We start from the raw sequence: 15,504 nt of genomic DNA, 5'->3' as shown, positions 1-15,504 counted from the left end.
GTCAGCTCCCTGCATTTCCGTTGGTTTCCGTGTCGGTTTCCGAAAGCACCGTTTCACGCGGATCGGCAATATATCCGGCAATCACCGCATAACGCTTGATGATCTCCGAAAATGCCTGAACCAGAAGCAGGGAGAAGCCCAGAAGGACGACGAGCTTGGCAGGCCAGATGATCAGACCGCCGGCATTGGAGGACATTTCTCCGGAGTTGAAGGAATTCCAGAACCACGGCCAGGCGAGATAGGACATCAGGCCGGCGAAGGGGACCAGGAAAACAATGTGAAGGACAAAGTCAACGATATCACGTGTGCGCTTCGACCATGTGGACGACAATATGTCGATCCTGACATGCTCGTTCTTCAGAAGCGCGTAAGCCGCCGCGAGCATGAAAACAGCGCCATAGAGATACCATTGCACTTCGAGCCAAGCATTCGACGATATGTCGAACATCTTGCGCACCACGGCGTTTGTGGCGCTGATCAGCACCGCCGCTAGCAATAACCAGGACACAGATTGACCGATAACCGTGGTGACCGTGTCAACGGCCCGGCTTATTCCCAATAAGAACTTCACTTTCCCCTCCTCAGGACCAGATCCAGGGTCCGGTCCGCAGCTTTTTTATCGGCGTTTTATTTGCCCTGTTGCCTGGCAAGTCCGATTTTTTTCTTGTTTGCAGGTGCTTATTCAACAGCATTTCAAAAAGCAACTCCGAACGGTCGTCCTTCCTCCGGGAATCCCGCACGGGCGGCGCCTGTGACTATTCATCGTGCACTTATTTTGTGTTGCGCGCTATATCATGCTCCTTTTTTGCAGCGCATTAATTTTACTTTTCCAGCCTTGCCGGAAGAGAACGTGCGGGTGACGATGCATTGCACTTCGCCACGACTTCATGTTACCTCTGGCGACGGAGAATCCGGCATGGGCCCGAGATCGTCCAGGGGCAGATTTCCCGTATGGCGGGCATGGCGGATGGAGCATAAGGGGAAGCGGAATGAGCGAACACCACACAGGTCCTGTCGAAGTCGGCGCCGAGATGAACTACGCCGAGCACGAAAAGACCTATAACGGTTTTCTGGCGTTGACGAAGTACGGCACGATGATGCTGTGCGTGCTGATGCTGGCCATGGTCGCCGGTTTCTTCACCACTGCCGGATTCCTTGGCGGCCTGGTCGTCTTCGTGGTGCTGTCGGCTGCGGGTTTCTTTCTGCTGCGCTGAAAAATGCTGTTCATGAGCGGTTCCCTTTCCGGGGGCCGGGCGGATGCCGGATAACCGGAAAGGCCAGGTCATGAAGCGTCTGCTCTATTGTCTGTTTCTGCTGGCGGCGATTGTGCATCCTGCTTTGTCACGCGATCTCTCACCTGCAGAGCAGGAGGGTCTTCGCACACAGATAGAGCGATTCCAGACGGCTTTGAGCGCGCAGGATTTTGATGTCGTCGGCAAGACTGTACCGCCGAAAATCTTTGAATTCATCGCCCGCGACGCCGGCATTACCGTGGAGCAATTGCGCGGTGCTTTGACCGCGCAGATGCAGATGGCGCTCGCGGCGGTCAAGATAACCGAATTCACCATGGATACGCAGGCGATCAGCCTTGCGAAAACGCCTGATGGAACGCCCTATGCGCTCATTCCGACCAGGACGGTGATGGAAACCGGCGGCCAGACGATCGAGGCGAAATCCCATACGCTGGCGTTGATGGACGGTGCAGACTGGTATTTGCTGCGGGTAAGCGACCAGCAGCAGGTCACCATCCTTCGCAAGGTCTATCCGTCCTTCGCCGAGGTGGCGTTTCCGGACGATTCTATGCAGCCGGTGAAATAGCTTCGTCTTCCTGAACTCAGGAAAAACGCCCCGGCCGGAAAGGATCGATCGAGATTTCCGTATCCTCCCCGCTGGCCAGTTGCGTTACCAGACGGGCGGTGGCTGCCGATTGCGTCAGCCCGAGATGGCCGTGTCCGAAGGCATAGATGACGGACGGCGTGGCGCGCGCCGTACCGATGACGGGAAGACAGTCCGGCATGGACGGGCGGAACCCCATCCATTGTTTTCCACCTTCCAGTTTGAGGCCGGGCAGGAAACGTCCTGCTTTTTTCAGCATGGCTTCGGCACGGCGGAAATTCGGTTTCAGTTCCAGCCCGCCAAGTTCGACCGCGCCGCCAATGCGGATGCCTGTCGATAGCGGGGTGACCACGAAACCATGGTCGTTAAAATAAAGCTGGCGCGTCAGGTTGAAAGCGTTGGGGGAAAGGGTGGTGTTGTAACCACGTTCGGTTTCCAGCGGCACGATGCTGCCAAGCGTCGCGACAAGTTTTCTCGACCAGGCGCCGCAGGCGATCACCACCCGGTCGGCATCGATCTTGTCACCATTTTCCAGCGTCACGATCGTACTTTCGCCGACAGCATCAATGCGTTCGGCCTCGCCCTTGCGCAGGCTGGCGCCGCGGGCGATTACCAGATCGAAAACGGCGCGGGTGAAGTCGTAAGGGTCGGAGACCTGCAGACCGTCCGGCGAAAACATGGCATGGCGGAACTGGGGCGCGAGACCCGGTTGAAGTTCCTCGATTTCGGGGCGGCCGACGCGCTGGAAGGTGAAACCGGCGCTTTCCTTTTCGTCCCAGTCCCTGCGGGCGGCATTGAGACTTGCCTCGCTGTCGTAAAGATCGAGCGTTCCGGTTTTCGAAACGAGGTGCGAGAGTTCAGGCATCGCCGCGACATGGGCCATTTCCATGGCAGCGAGCCGGTTGAGGTCGGTAAGTGACTTCAGCCCATGGCGAAAACTGCGCTCGGCGCTCGCCCGCCAGAAGCGCCACAGCCAGGGTGCGATCTTCGCCGCATAGGCCGGCGGCACGCTAAGTGGGCCGAGCGGATCGAACAGCCAGCGCGGCGCTTTTTTCATGATTCCGGGAGCGGGAATGGGGATGATTTCGGGGAAGGCCAGAATGCCGGCATTGCCGGAACTCGCGCCCCGGGCAACCTCGCCGCGCTCCAGAAGCACCACTTCGCGTCCGGCATTCTGCAGATAAAGGGCCGCCATGGAACCGATAATGCCGGTGCCGATCACCAGCACATCGCATTTCAGGGTTTTGGTCATCGGCGCTCCTGCAACACAAATCTTTCAACCCCGCATAACAATGAATGCCGCCGCGATGAAAGGCCGTATCGTGTTGCCGGCGCAGAAATATCAGCACTGTGGCAAATAAGCGGTCCGAAATAGACAAGGGGAATATATTCGCGGTGAAGCATATCGGCAGTTTATTGAGGCTCAGGACCGATAGTTATAGTTCATTATTAATCGCTATTTAACGGTATCCGGCTAGTTTCGCGTACAGGCGGGCCAACCGCTTTTCACCTTTATATTTCGAGGGTGAAGGAGGTCTGCATATGGGTTGCTGTTTGAGGGTTCAAAAAGATGTCTTACTTTTCTAAACTTGGTCCGGACGCTTCTGCAGTGCTTGATGCGCTTGGCCGCTCGCAGGCCATCATCGAGTTCGATCTGACCGGCAAGATTTTGAAAGCGAACGATAATTTCTGCAAGGCCGTCGGCTATCAGCAGTCTGAAATCGTTGGGCGTACCCACAGCATGTTCCTGTCTCCCGAAGATTCGGCATCGCCTGAATACAAAAGCTTCTGGGCGAAGCTGTCGCGTGGCGAATACGATCAGGGCCAGTATCGTCGTCGCGCCAAGAATGGCGACGAAATCTGGATCGAGGCTTCCTACAACCCGGTGTTCCGTTTCGGTAAACCCTACAAGGTGGTCAAGATCGCAACCGACATCACCTCGATCAAGCGCAGGAGCGCTGAGGATACCGGGAAACTGGCGGCGCTCTCCCGCGCGCAGGCCATGATCGAATTTACGCCCGATGGAAAAATCCTCAGCGCCAACGAAAATTTCCTCGCGACGCTCGGTTACACGGCGGAAGATATCATCGGCAAACATCATTCGATGTTCTGCGAGCCGGCCTATGCCCAGTCCCAGGACTATCGGGATTTCTGGAAGGAACTCGGAAAGGGACATTTCTCGACGGGGCAATTCATGCGCCTTGGCAAGGATGGCAAACGCGTCTTCATTCAGGCCTCCTATAATCCGATCATCGATGATCGGGGTCGTGTCTTCAAGGTCGTGAAATTCGCTTTCGATGTGACGGACCGGATGCATGCGGTCGAGGAACTAGGTGCTGCGCTCGAGCGGCTTTCCCAATGCAACATCCGCATTACGCTGGACAAACCCTTCGTCGGCGAGTTCGAACGACTGCGCCGCGATTTCAATAAATCGATCGCTGAATTCCAGAAGACGCTGGAAAACGTTCTCGGCCAGACCGGAGACCTGACCCGCAGCAGCCAGGAAGTCAGCGAAGCCTCCGTCAATCTCGCCGAACGTTCGCGTGAGCAGGCGGTGGCGCTTGAGGAGACCTCGGCAGCACTCGAAGAAATCACCGCAACGGTGCGTTCGTCGACTGAAAACATGAAAGAGACGCGCAAGCTGGTTCAGAGCGCGCGGACATCCACCGTGGCCTCCACCGAGGTCGTGGAGCGGACAGTCGACGCCATGCAGCGTATCGAGACGGCCTCGCGGGAAATCAGCCAGATCATCGGTGTGATCGACGAAATCGCCTTCCAGACGAACCTGCTGGCGCTGAATGCCGGTGTGGAGGCCGCGCGGGCGGGCGATGCAGGCAAAGGTTTTGCCGTGGTGGCGCAGGAAGTGCGCGAGCTGGCACAGCGTTCGGCCAATGCCGCCAAGGAAATCAAGGCGTTGATCAATAATTCCGGTACCGAGGTTCTGGAAGGCGTCAGGCTGGTGGGCGAAACCGGCGAAGCGCTGAAGCAGATCGATGCGCTGGTCAGGCACATTGACGGCAATGTCGATATGATTGCCAAGGCGGCGGACGAGCAGGCTGTCGGCATCAGCGAGATCAACAAGGCAGTCAACCGGCTGGACCGGATGACTCAGGAAAACGCGGCGATGAGCGCCCGCACCACGGTGATCAGCACGACGCTGGCGCAGGGCGCAGATGCGCTTGCGCAGCTTGTCAGCCTGTTCAAGCTGAACCGTCGTACGGTTCAGCGAGAAGACGGATCGTCAACTCGCCCGGATACCGTAAATACCATCCGGCGCGACAAGCCATCGGCACGGGCGGCCGCGTAAAGGAGCAGGCTCAGGCCCGCTTCAGCTTGAGAATGAGATCCGGTGGATGCGGATGCCTTTGAGCGGGCATCCGCATGGCTTTTTTTACCGCAGGGCCGGTCGTGCGATACCGAGGTGGTCGCGCAGCGTCGAGCCTTCGTAGTCCTTGCGGAACAGGCCGCGCTCCTGCAAGAGCGGAATGACCTCGCGGTTGAATTCCTCCAACCCGCCGGGGAAAAAGGGTGGCATGACGTTAAAGCCATCGGCCGCGCCGTTTTCGAACCATTCCTGCATCCGGTCCGCCACATCCTTGGCCGTGCCCATGACGATATGGTGGCCGCGGCCGGCGGCGACGCGCAGCGCCAGCTCCCGGATCGTCAGCTTTTCGCGGCGCGCGAGTTCCGTCAGAAGCTCGGCGCGGCTGCGGAGCTGATCGGAGATCGGCAGGTCCGGCAGCGGGCCGTCGAGATCGTAATCCGTGAGGCTGTGGCCGATGCGTTCCTCAAGCAGCGGCATGGCGCTCTTGATATCGGTCCAACGGTTCAGTTCCTTCAGCTTTTCGCCAGCCTCTTCAAAGCTCCTGCCGATAATCGGCATGAAACCGGGCATGACGGCGACGCTGGCCGGATCGCGGCCGAATTTCGCCACGCGTGCCTTGAGGCTGGTATAGAAGGCCTGTGCTTCGGAAATCGCCTGCTGGGCGGTGAAGACGATATCGGCGGTGCGGGCCGCGAGATCCTGCCCCGGACCGGAAGAGCCGGCCTGGATGAGAACAGGGTGGCCCTGCGGCGAGCGCGGAATATTGAGCGGCCCCTTGACCGTGAAATATTTACCTTCGTGGTTGAGAACATGGACTTTCTCGGGATCGACGTAGCGACCCGCTTGCTTGTCCTTGATGAAGGCGTCATCATCCCAGCTGTCCCAAAGGCCGCGTACCACATTCACATATTCTTCCGCCACCGCATAACGCTCGTCATGCTCGGGATGGCTTTTGGAAAAATTAGCCGCTGTGCGGGCATAGGAAGTTGTCACGATGTTCCACGCCGCACGGCCATGGCTCAGGTGGTCGATGGAAGCGAAGGCGCGGGCGGTGTGATAGGGCTCGCCATAAGTGGTGGAAGCGGTGGCGGCCAGACCGATCTTGTCGGTCACCATGGCAAGCGCCGCCAGCAACGTCAGCGGCTCGAAGCGGGCGATCATTGACGGATGGGCATCAACGCCGCTGGTCAGCCCGTCGGCGAGGAATATCATGTCGAATTTTGCGGCTTCCGCCATTTTTGTGACGCGTGTGAGCAGATCGAAGTTCTCGCTGCCGGCCTCCGCATCGGGATGACGCCAGCCGGAAACGTGGTGCCCGGCGCCTTGCAGGAAAAGGCCGAGATGCATCTGTCTGTCGCGGGTCGTATTGGTCATGGGGATCATGCCTTCATGTCGGTCGAGTTATATGTCAGTTGTCAGAAGTGCTTCGAGCTTCCGGAGGTCGGCTGCGGTCGTCATGCTCCGCACCAGTGCCGGGATGCCGGCGAATTTCTCATTGCCGCCGGTCGCGTCGGCAAATTTTTCAGTCGGGTCATCGATGCCGGGGAGGCCATCGACACGGCGCGACAGCACCATGCCGTCCTTATTCGTCACGTCGATGACCACGAACCGGGTGGTTGGATCGGGCGAGAGGCGGCGCGCGGTCTCGTCATGCCGGCGCGAGACTTTTGCGGAAAGGGCAAGAAGGTCAGCGCGCGTCGGGCGTTCGTCGAAATGGCCGATGCCGAGCGCTCCATCCGTCAGCGCGGCGGCAAAGACATATTCGGCGCTGAAGCGTGCATCAATGCCAGTCGCGGGCGTGGCGGGGCCAACGAGGGCGGCATCGCCGCCCGGCGGGAAGGTGATGGTAACCGTTTCGATTTCATCCGGTGTCAGATCATGGCTGTTGCGCAACGCCAGCGCGCCGACAGCAACGGGATGGCTGGCGGTGCAGCAGGGAAAAGCCTTGAGGGTGAGGCCGGGCGAGATGATCTGCCAGGGCGCTCCCCAGCCAGATAAGACCCGTTTGGGCTGTTCGACGCCGAAGGCGAAGGCAGAATAAAAGCCGATGGGGTTTTCCAGAAAATCCGACGCGCCCTGAAAACCCGATCGCGCCAACCGCGCAGCAGAGAGGCCAGCGCGGCCGGCAAGCCCTGCATGCAGCGGCTTTGCATCGAACCCGAATTGCAGACGAAGCCCGGCCGATTGCGTGGCGGCGAGGCCGAGTGCGACGGCTGTGGTCTTCGTATCGAATTTCAGGAGATGGGCGATTGCCGCTGCAGCGCCGATGGGGCCGAGCGTGGCGGTGGCGTGGAAACCGTTTTCGTAATGTTTTGTACCAAGTGACAGGCCGATCCTCGCCATGGTTTCAAGCCCGACGATATAGGCGGCGATGAAGGCATCCGCCGTTGATCCCTCTTCGACCGCAATAGCCAGCAAAGCCGGGATGATGGCGACAGTGGGGTGGCCGCGCACGCTGCCATGGACATCATCATAGTCGAGCACATGGCCGGCATGGCCGTTGATAAGGGCGGCGGTAAAGGCGTCCGTGCGAAGATCGTGGCCGATGATTCCGGCTGCGCCCTGTATGCCGGGCGTGAAGGTATCGATCATGATTTTCGTGCTTCTGTCGGCAGCGCCGCCCAGCACGCAGGCGAAAAAATCGATCAGCGCCGTGCGGGCGATGGTCACAGCCTCTTCGTCACGCAGGGGGTCAGATGCGGCAATCGCTTCGGCCAGATGAAGGGTGAGTTTTTCCTCGGCGACCATGGCGTCAGATCCCTTCACCGTCATTGAGCCGCGCCGTCTGTCCGCCAAGACCCTTGACGAAGGCGTTGATGCGCGGATTGGTCGACTTGTAGAAGATGTGCTCCGGCGGGCCCTGATCGACGATCAGGCCGTTTTCCGTGAAGACGATATTGTCGCTGATTTCTTCGGCAAAACGCATTTCATGCGTGACGAGAATGCTGGTCATGCCGTCATTGACGAGATCGCGGATGACGGCGAGCACTTCGCCCACGGTTTCCGGGTCGAGCGCGGAAGTGACCTCATCGAATAACACCAGTTCCGGTCGCATGGCGAGCGCGCGGGCAATGGCCACGCGCTGCTGCTGGCCGCCGGAAAGCTGGCCGGGATAGGCATCGACCTTCTGGGAAAGGCGCACTTTTTCCAGCAATTCGCGGGCATGTCGCTCGGCTTCCGCCTTCGGCGTGCCGAGAATCTTGATTGGCGCGATGGTGATATTTTCCATCACCGTCAGATGCGGAAAGAGATTGAACTGCTGGAAAACGATACCGATGCGCTTGCGCAGCGCGATGCGTTCAGCCTCGGTCTTCAGCAGGTCCACTCGCGTGCCGCCGACGGTGATCTTGCCCGATTGCGGAATGAGCAGGCCGTTGATGCAGCGCAGGATGGTGGACTTGCCGGAGCCGGAAGGGCCGATGATGGAGACGGCGTCGCCTTTGTTGGCCGTGAGGTCGATGCCCTTCAGCACCTGATTGTCGCCGAAGGACAGGTGTATGCCTTCCAGTTCAACCAGAGCTTTTGCGGCGGTTTGTGGTGCAGGTGCGGACATGGCTTGTTCCAATCAGCGGGAAGCGAAGCGCCGTTCCAGGCGCTGCGTGAAACGGGAGACAGGATAGCAGAACAGGAAGAACGCCATCAGAACGGTGAGGTAAACCACGACGGTGAAATCGTTGCGCTGCACGGCGGTGCTGGCGTCTGTCGCGGCGTGCAGAAGTTCATGCACGCCGACCAGCGAGGCGAGCGCCGTACCCATGGTGATCGATGCATAGAGGTTCATCCATGGCGGCAGCGAGCGCTTCACGCATTGCGGCAGGATGATCCAGCGCAGTGTCTGGTTGCGCGAAAAACCGAGGCCCTGCGCCGCTTCCCATTGCGCCGTCGGAATGGACTGAATGGCCCCGCGGGTGATTTCGGCGATATGGGCGCTGGCCGGAATGGCGAGACCGACGACGGCCTTGATCCAGTCGGGGAAGGGAATGTAGTTGCCGAAGGCGACGATCTCGAAGGGGAAGATGTAGGTCGCGGCAAAGATCAGCACCAGATGCGGGGCATTGCGGAAGATTTGCACATAGGTAAGCGCCGGCGCGCGCACGAGACGATAGGGCGCAAGCTCCATGATGCCGAGCAGGACCCCGATGAAGGTGCCGATGGCGATTGCCAGAACGCTGATCAGCACGTTCATGGCGAACCCCCTGGCCAGATAGGGCAGCCATTGCAGCAGCACCTGACCGAGCGAAGGATCGAGGGTCAGCCACAGAATGACCGATATCACCACGCTGAGCAGCAGAATAGCGCCGAAGGGAGGCTTCTTTACCGTCTGTGCTGAAGAAACCACCGCGCTCATTGGCCGAACCCCGGAACCGCAAGACGCCGCTCCAGCCAGAGACCGGCCCTTGCGACGATGAAATTGATGACGCTGAAAAAGAGGAGGATAACGATCATCAACTCGACCACATTGTCGCGCTGGGTCCAGATCAGGATTGAGGCATAGGTGATTTCACCCACCGCAATCGCCGAGCCGACGGTGGTGAGCTTCACCAGATTGACGAGGTTGTTGATGATGGAGGGCAGCGCCGTGCGGATCGCCAGCGGAAACTCCACATAGCGTAAAATCTCGAATGAACTGAAACCGATCGCGCGCGCCGCCTCGATGGTGGTGGCCGGCACCGCCTCGATACCGCCGCGCAACGCTTCCGCATGGAAAGCGGCAATATGCAGGCCGGTGATGGCGACCACCCAGAAAAAGGGTGTTAGCGGGTTGTTCTGCGCGCCGCCCAGCGCATTGGAAATCAGCATGTTAAGCACGAGGAAACCGCACATCAACTGCACCAGCGTCGGCGTGTTGCGCGTCAGTTCCACATAGGCGCGCACGGGGCCGGCGAGCCAGCTCTTGCCCGATGTCAGCATGGCCGCGAAAATGAAGCCGAAGACGAGGCTGAGCGGCAAGGTGACAGAGACGAGGATGAGGGTCATCTTCATACCGTCAAGCCAGATCTGCACCTCATACCCGCTGTTCAGAAAATCATAGTTGAGGCCGAAATGTGCAGCCAGTTCTATGAAGCGCGCTGTAAATGAATCCTGCATCGGAAATCCATGCTTTTATTGCGGGCGCCGCCTCGCGAGCGGCGCCGAAATGGCGTGCCGTGTTGTAGAGCGAAAAAGAACGACAGGCGAAACCGGCCGTTCTTGAGGGTTAGCGTAAACGCCCTCCGTCATCTGGAGGCGACGGGACAGCCAAGACCGTCTGGCCGTTTATTGCGCGGCCGAAAGCTTCTTCTGCTGCTCTTCCATATAACCGATGCTCGGCAGACGGTTGGCCTTGGCGAATTCGAGCATCTTGCCGGAAGCGTGCAGGTCCTTGACGATCTTGTCGAGAGCGGCCTGTGTGTCAGCCTCACCCTTGCGCAGCCAGATCACGGAATCGGAAGGGATGAGGTCGGTGGGGATCAGGATGCCGTAATCTTTCCACTCATCGGCGCGGTCCTGAAGCATGAGGCTCAGCGTGCCGTTAACGTGAACTGAGACGTCGCAATTGCCGCCCTTGAGCGCCAGCAGCGATTCCGGTTGGCTCGGCAGCGCCTTTACCTGCGCGCCATATTGTTCGATCAGCGGTTGGGTGTAGTTCGAGCCTTGCGAAACGCAGGCAATTTTACCCTTCAGGTCCGGCCAGTCCTTGATGCCACTGTCCTTGCGGCCGATAGCGGCGCCGCCTTGGCGGTCATAGGGGGTAGGCACGTAGCCCAGCGTTTTGGCGCGTTCTTCCGTGTATTGCATGTTGGCGATCAGAATATCGACCTTGCCCTGCTGCAGGAACTGAACACGGTTGGGTGGGGTCACGGTTTCGGTGACCAGTTCAACACCGAGGCCGGCGGCCAGAGCCTTGGCGACGTCGATGTTGAGACCTTTCTGCTCCTGCGTCTTCGGGTCGATGAAGCCGAAGGGCGCGCCGGAGAGGATGACGCCGACGGTGAGCTTGCCGCGACCCTTGATCCGGTCGAGCGTCGCATCCGCATGGGCTGCTGTGGCCATCGAAGCGATGACGACGGCTCCGGCGATCAGTTTTGCGGTAAATCTGGAGAAAGAGAGGGCCATGGGCATTTCCTTTTGATTGTCGTGGGAAACTACAGGAGGCGCCCGCCGAGAGCGAGAATTGGCATTGCGTGAAAAATAGTATGAATAAAACCCGGTTCCAATAAATCTTTTAGAGGGAAAAAATATCCTAATAGTTTGGAATTGTAGAACCCTGTTCTTCGTCCGTCAGAGGGAGCGGGAGAGTAAATCTGGCGCAGCATATGGACCGTATCGCCCTTGTAAGCGAGCGATTACGGCTTTCGCCTTCTCCGCGGCAGTTCGAGAAGCTTCTGTCGTGTTTTCGTGATGAGAATATCAGCCGGTGGTGATGTTCAAGGCGCTGCTTTTGCTGTCGCTTTATGGGTTTTCCGATATGGAGCTTGAGGAGGCGTTAGGCGACCGGCTGTCGTTCAAGCGTTTCATCGGCCTTGCACTGCAAGAGGTCATTCCGAGCATTCCAGGGCGTGCCGTTTCCGCAACCTGCCGATCGTCGAAGGTCTGCTGGAGAGGTTGTTTGGCGAACTCGGCTGGCAGCTTGACGCCGCCGGCCCGATCCTGCAGCGCGGCGCGATGCTGGATGTGACGACCATCGAGACGACGGCGGCCGAGCCGCCCAGAGGCCGCAATGACGACTTCGATGCCGCCGCTGGATATTGCAACGTGCCCGCCGGGGAGAGGAAACGCGCCGTACCGGCGTGCCAATCATTTTCAGCTCACTGCACCTCTCTTCCTCATCCCCCGTTTGACAGCCGATGCAAAAAAATGCCAGCAAATGCGCAAGCATAATTCTCAAAGGGCGGCGGCATGGCCAGACGAAACGACGCACATGGACGGCTGGACGATGCGGCCCGCGCCGGCTGGCTTTATTATGTCGCCGGCCGCACGCAGGATGAGATCGCTGCTGCCATGGGCATTTCCCGGCAATCGGCGCAGCGGCTTGTGTCGCTTGCCGTCGCCGAGCGGCTGATCAAGGTCCGGCTCGATCACCCCATCGCCGCCTGTCTCGAAAAAGCCGAACGGCTGAAGAAGAAATTCGACCTCAAATATATTGAGGTGGTGCCGAGCGATCCGGCCGGGGTCTCCTCGACTGTCGGCATTGCCGAGGCCGGGGCGGCGGAAATCGAGCGCTGGCTGAAAAATGCCGATCCCATCGTGCTCGCCATCGGCACCGGCCGCACCTTGAAGGCCGCTGTCGACCAGCTGCCGCCGATGGAATGCCCGCAGCACCGTATCGTGTCGCTGACGGGCAATATCGGGCCGGATGGCTCGGCCGCCTATTATAACGTCATCTTCAGCATGGCGGACGCCATCAAGGCCCGGCATTTTCCGATGCCGCTGCCGGTTCTGTGTTCCTCGGCGGAAGAGCGTGAATTGCTGCACGACCAGTCCATGGTGCGCTCCACGCTGGCGCTGGGGTCCGCGGCCAATGTCACCTTCGTCGGTGTCGGTGAACTCGGCGAGAACGCACCGCTCTGCGTGGATGGTTTCCTTGGCGTGGATGAGATGAAGGCCCTGATGGCGAGCGGGGCGATCGGAGAGATTTGCGGCTGGATGTATGATGCCAATGGCCGCATTCTCGAGCACGCCGTCAACGAGCGCGTCGCCTCTGTTCCCATTCCTTCGAGAGAAACCTGCACCGTCATCGGCATGGCGCAGGGCGCACGCAAGAACGCTTCGATTCTGGCGGCGCTGAGGGGCGGTCTGCTGAATGGCCTCATCACCGATGAGGCTACCGGCGAATATTTGCTCACTCATTGAGCAAAAATTAAATACATAAAATCAATGACTTGGTTTTTCCATGTGCGTCGCAGCATAGGATGTTGCTTGACATTTTTACTTGTGAAGTGAGTAAATGCCCTAGAGCAAAGCGAATGCTCATCATTTTTCTTCTGGGAGGAAGATATGACATTGAAGACCATTTTGCTGGGCGCATGCTCGGCACTCGCCTTTTCGACCCTCGCTTCCGCCGAGACGCTGACCATCGCGACCGTGAACAACGGCGACATGATCCGCATGCAGGGTCTGACCTCGGACTTCACCACCAAGAACCCTGACATCAAGGTCGAATGGGTGACGCTTGAAGAAAACGTCCTGCGCGAGCGCGTGACGACCGATATCGCCACAAACGGCGGTCAATATGACATCATGACCATCGGCAACTACGAAGTGCCGATCTGGGCCAAGCAGGGCTGGCTGCTGCCGCTCGAAAAGCTCGGCGACAAATATGACGTCGACGATCTGCTGCCGGCGATCCGGGGCGGTCTGTCCATGGACGGCAAACTCTACGCTGCGCCCTTCTATGGCGAATCCGCCATGATCATGTATCGCAAGGACCTGTTCGAAAAAGCAGGCCTCAAGATGCCTGAAAACCCGACCTGGGAATTCATCGGCGACGCCGCCCGCAAGATCACCGACCGCAAGGCCGATATCAACGGCATCTGCCTGCGCGGCAAGGCCGGCTGGGGCGAAAACATGGCCTTCATCAGCGCGCTCAACAACTCCTTCGGCGGCCGCTGGTTCGATGAAAACTGGAAGCCGCAGTTCGACCAGCCGGAATGGAAGAGCTCCCTGCAGTTCTACGTGGATCTGATGAAGGATGCCGGCCCGTCCGGTGCCTCCTCCAACGGCTTCAACGAAAACCTGACACTGTTCCAGCAGGGCAAATGCGGCATGTGGATTGACGCCACGGTAGCCGCCTCCTTCGTGTCCAACCCGAAGGATTCGACCGTTGCCGACAAGGTCGGTTATGCGTTGTTCCCGACGCATGGCGAGCTGAAGAACCACGGTAACTGGTTGTGGTCGTGGAACCTGGCGATCCCGAAGAGCTCGCAGAAGTCGGAAGCGGCTGAAAAGTTCATCTCCTGGGCAACCAGCAAGGAATATACCCAGCTCGTCGCTTCGAAGGAAGGCTGGGCAAACGTGCCTCCGGGCACCCGCACCTCGCTTTACAAGAACGCCGAGTATGAAAAGGCCGCCGCCTTCGCCAAGCCGACGCTTGCCGCGATGGACGCCGCCGACATTACCAAGCCGACTGTAAAGCCCGTGCCTTATACCGGCGGCCAGTTCGTGGCGATCCCTGAATTCCAGGCGCTTGGCACCACGGTCGGTCAGCTGTTCTCGGCGGTTGTTGCCGGCCAGTCTAGCGTCGATGATGCGCTTGCGAGCGCCCAGTCGACTGCGACGCGTGAAATGACCCGCGCCGGCTACATCAAGTAATCCTCCTGAAGATCGCTGTCCGGCGTCAACGCCGGGCAGCGAACCTTGGGGATCGGAGGCCGCGGTCTGTACGGCGGCGTTTAAGCCTTTCACATCAAAACAAGAATGAGCCGGTTCTTCCGGATATGCCGGGCGCATGTCGAGACGCCCAGGCCCAAGGGGAGGTGAGTGCAATGGCAACCCGAAACACGAGCGGACTTGCGCGGGTAATGCTTGCGCCGTCGGTGCTGTTGTTGCTGGTGTGGATGATCGTGCCTCTGGCGATGACCCTGTGGTTCTCGTTCCAGAACTACAATCTCCTCAACCCGGCCAATGTCAGCTTTGCCGGCCTGTTCAATTACCAGTATTTCTATACCGACCCGGCCTTCTTCCAGTCGATCTGGAACACGCTGCTGATCGTCGGCGGGGTGCTTTTGATCACGGTGGTTGGCGGCATCGCCATTGCGCTTCTGCTCGACAATGACATTTTCGGTCAGGGCATCGTGCGCATCATGATCATTTCGCCCTTCTTTGTCATGCCGCCGGTGGCAGCATTGGTGTGGAAGAACATGATCATGCATCCCGGCTACGGCGTGCTGGCCGACCTTGCCCGCTTCCTCGGTTTCCAGCCGGTGGACTGGTTCGCGCAGTTTCCGCTGCTTTCCATCGTCATCATCGTCGCCTGGCAATGGCTGCCGTTCGCGACGCTCATTCTCTTGACCGCCCTGCAGTCGCTTGATGGCGAGCAGAAGGAAGCGGCCGAGATGGATGGCGCCAATTTCGTCAACCGTTTCATCTATCTGACCCTGCCGCACCTGTCGCGCGCCATCACCGGCGTCATCCGGATCCAGACGATCTTCCTGCTCGGCGTTTACGCGGAAATCCTCGTCACCACCAATGGCGGCCCGGGTTACGCCTCCACCAACCTTGCCTTCCTCATCTATCGCACGGCGCGTCTGGGCTACGACGTCGGCGGCGCTTCGGCCGGCGGCATCATCGCCGTCATCCTCGCCAATATCGTCGCCATCTTCCTGATGCGCGCCGTCGGCAAGAACCTCGACCGGTAAAGGGGA

14 protein-coding genes and 1 pseudogene are annotated in these 15,504 nt (G+C 59.2%); 7 read left to right on the top strand and 8 right to left on the bottom strand.

The window, feature by feature from the left end; all coding sequences use genetic code 11:
- Window position 1 precedes the first annotated feature (1 nt).
- Entirely contained in the window at window positions 2-571 is a 570-nt protein-coding gene (locus AGR1_RS17450; RefSeq protein ID WP_246669670.1) for a TRAP transporter small permease subunit, read from the bottom strand.
- A 418-nt stretch (window positions 572-989) separates the two neighbouring features.
- Between AGR1_RS17450 and AGR1_RS17445 the strand changes: the two genes are divergently transcribed.
- Complete coding sequence (locus AGR1_RS17445; RefSeq protein WP_003524572.1) at window positions 990-1,214, top strand: aa3-type cytochrome c oxidase subunit IV; 225 nt, start codon at window positions 990-992, stop codon at window positions 1,212-1,214.
- Between the two features lie 70 nt (window positions 1,215-1,284).
- A complete protein-coding gene (locus AGR1_RS17440; protein ID WP_187772220.1) occupies window positions 1,285-1,818 on the top strand; it encodes a hypothetical protein in 534 nt (177 codons plus the stop codon).
- A gap of 16 nt (window positions 1,819-1,834) precedes the next feature.
- Here the strand turns inward: AGR1_RS17440 and AGR1_RS17435 are convergent, their stop codons facing one another.
- Window positions 1,835-3,088 (bottom strand): FAD-binding oxidoreductase, encoded by a 1,254-nt coding sequence (locus AGR1_RS17435; protein ID WP_080795731.1) that lies wholly within the window; start codon window positions 3,086-3,088, stop codon window positions 1,835-1,837.
- Window positions 3,089-3,406: 318 nt separating this feature from the next.
- Here AGR1_RS17435 and AGR1_RS17430 point away from each other — a divergent pair, with 318 nt between their 5' ends.
- Window positions 3,407-5,143 (top strand): PAS domain-containing methyl-accepting chemotaxis protein, encoded by a 1,737-nt coding sequence (locus AGR1_RS17430; protein ID WP_149147693.1) that lies wholly within the window; start codon window positions 3,407-3,409, stop codon window positions 5,141-5,143.
- Window positions 5,144-5,227: 84 nt separating this feature from the next.
- On the opposite strand, the gene AGR1_RS17425 is transcribed toward AGR1_RS17430, so the two are convergent.
- From AGR1_RS17425 to AGR1_RS17400, 6 genes are all read right to left on the bottom strand, one after another.
- Complete coding sequence (locus AGR1_RS17425) at window positions 5,228-6,544, bottom strand: LLM class flavin-dependent oxidoreductase (RefSeq protein ID WP_187772219.1); 1,317 nt, start codon at window positions 6,542-6,544, stop codon at window positions 5,228-5,230.
- A gap of 18 nt (window positions 6,545-6,562) precedes the next feature.
- Entirely contained in the window at window positions 6,563-7,909 is a 1,347-nt protein-coding gene (locus AGR1_RS17420) for an MmgE/PrpD family protein (RefSeq protein WP_149148010.1), read from the bottom strand.
- 4 nt (window positions 7,910-7,913) lie between these two features.
- A complete protein-coding gene (locus tag AGR1_RS17415) occupies window positions 7,914-8,714 on the bottom strand; it encodes an amino acid ABC transporter ATP-binding protein (RefSeq protein ID WP_149147691.1) in 801 nt (266 codons plus the stop codon).
- Between the two features lie 12 nt (window positions 8,715-8,726).
- Window positions 8,727-9,509 carry an amino acid ABC transporter permease gene (locus tag AGR1_RS17410; RefSeq protein ID WP_149147690.1) on the bottom strand — a complete coding sequence of 261 codons (783 nt, stop codon included), beginning with the start codon at window positions 9,507-9,509 and terminating at the stop codon, window positions 8,727-8,729.
- Window positions 9,506-10,249: an amino acid ABC transporter permease gene (locus AGR1_RS17405; protein ID WP_149147689.1), complete on the bottom strand. Its 744-nt coding sequence runs from the start codon at window positions 10,247-10,249 to the stop codon at window positions 9,506-9,508. The genes AGR1_RS17410 and AGR1_RS17405 overlap by 4 nt, the downstream gene beginning before the upstream one ends.
- A 168-nt stretch (window positions 10,250-10,417) precedes the next feature.
- Entirely contained in the window at window positions 10,418-11,257 is an 840-nt protein-coding gene (locus AGR1_RS17400) for a transporter substrate-binding domain-containing protein (RefSeq protein ID WP_080795754.1), read from the bottom strand.
- A gap of 257 nt (window positions 11,258-11,514) precedes the next feature.
- Here AGR1_RS17400 and AGR1_RS17395 point away from each other — a divergent pair.
- From AGR1_RS17395 to AGR1_RS17380, 4 genes and pseudogenes are all read left to right on the top strand, one after another.
- Window positions 11,515-11,884 (top strand): annotated as a pseudogene (locus AGR1_RS17395) (transposase); the annotation flags it as partial.
- A 156-nt stretch (window positions 11,885-12,040) separates the two neighbouring features.
- Entirely contained in the window at window positions 12,041-12,994 is a 954-nt protein-coding gene (locus AGR1_RS17390; RefSeq protein ID WP_080795761.1) for a sugar-binding transcriptional regulator, read from the top strand.
- A 144-nt stretch (window positions 12,995-13,138) separates the two neighbouring features.
- Window positions 13,139-14,452, top strand: coding sequence for a sugar ABC transporter substrate-binding protein (locus AGR1_RS17385; RefSeq protein WP_080795763.1), 1,314 nt, complete (start codon window positions 13,139-13,141; stop codon window positions 14,450-14,452).
- A 173-nt stretch (window positions 14,453-14,625) separates the two neighbouring features.
- Window positions 14,626-15,498 carry a sugar ABC transporter permease gene (locus tag AGR1_RS17380; protein ID WP_149147688.1) on the top strand — a complete coding sequence of 291 codons (873 nt, stop codon included), beginning with the start codon at window positions 14,626-14,628 and terminating at the stop codon, window positions 15,496-15,498.
- The last annotated feature ends 6 nt before the right edge of the window (window positions 15,499-15,504 follow it).

The sequence above is a fragment of the Agrobacterium sp. B1(2019) genome (assembly GCF_008274755.1).
Classification (GTDB): domain Bacteria; phylum Pseudomonadota; class Alphaproteobacteria; order Rhizobiales; family Rhizobiaceae; genus Agrobacterium; species Agrobacterium salinitolerans.
Note: the sequence above shows the minus strand (reverse complement) of the source record. Positions and strands in the feature narration are given on the sequence as shown.

Bases quoted from the DNA above. Each gene is read 5' to 3' on its own strand.
- AGR1_RS17445 (WP_003524572.1), top strand. From the start codon at position 990: ATGAGCGAACACCACACAGGTCCTGTCGAAGTCGGCGCCGAGATGAAC.
- AGR1_RS17440 (WP_187772220.1), top strand. From the start codon at position 1,285: ATGAAGCGTCTGCTCTATTGTCTGTTTCTGCTGGCGGCGATTGTGCAT.
- AGR1_RS17435 (WP_080795731.1), bottom strand. From the start codon at position 3,088: ATGACCAAAACCCTGAAATGCGATGTGCTGGTGATCGGCACCGGCATT.
- AGR1_RS17430 (WP_149147693.1), top strand. From the start codon at position 3,407: ATGTCTTACTTTTCTAAACTTGGTCCGGACGCTTCTGCAGTGCTTGAT.
- AGR1_RS17425 (WP_187772219.1), bottom strand. From the start codon at position 6,544: ATGATCCCCATGACCAATACGACCCGCGACAGACAGATGCATCTCGGC.
- AGR1_RS17420 (WP_149148010.1), bottom strand. From the start codon at position 7,909: ATGGTCGCCGAGGAAAAACTCACCCTTCATCTGGCCGAAGCGATTGCC.
- AGR1_RS17415 (WP_149147691.1), bottom strand. From the start codon at position 8,714: ATGTCCGCACCTGCACCACAAACCGCCGCAAAAGCTCTGGTTGAACTG.
- AGR1_RS17410 (WP_149147690.1), bottom strand. From the start codon at position 9,509: ATGAGCGCGGTGGTTTCTTCAGCACAGACGGTAAAGAAGCCTCCCTTC.
- AGR1_RS17405 (WP_149147689.1), bottom strand. From the start codon at position 10,249: ATGCAGGATTCATTTACAGCGCGCTTCATAGAACTGGCTGCACATTTC.
- AGR1_RS17400 (WP_080795754.1), bottom strand. From the start codon at position 11,257: ATGGCCCTCTCTTTCTCCAGATTTACCGCAAAACTGATCGCCGGAGCC.
- AGR1_RS17390 (WP_080795761.1), top strand. From the start codon at position 12,041: ATGGCCAGACGAAACGACGCACATGGACGGCTGGACGATGCGGCCCGC.
- AGR1_RS17385 (WP_080795763.1), top strand. From the start codon at position 13,139: ATGACATTGAAGACCATTTTGCTGGGCGCATGCTCGGCACTCGCCTTT.
- AGR1_RS17380 (WP_149147688.1), top strand. From the start codon at position 14,626: ATGGCAACCCGAAACACGAGCGGACTTGCGCGGGTAATGCTTGCGCCG.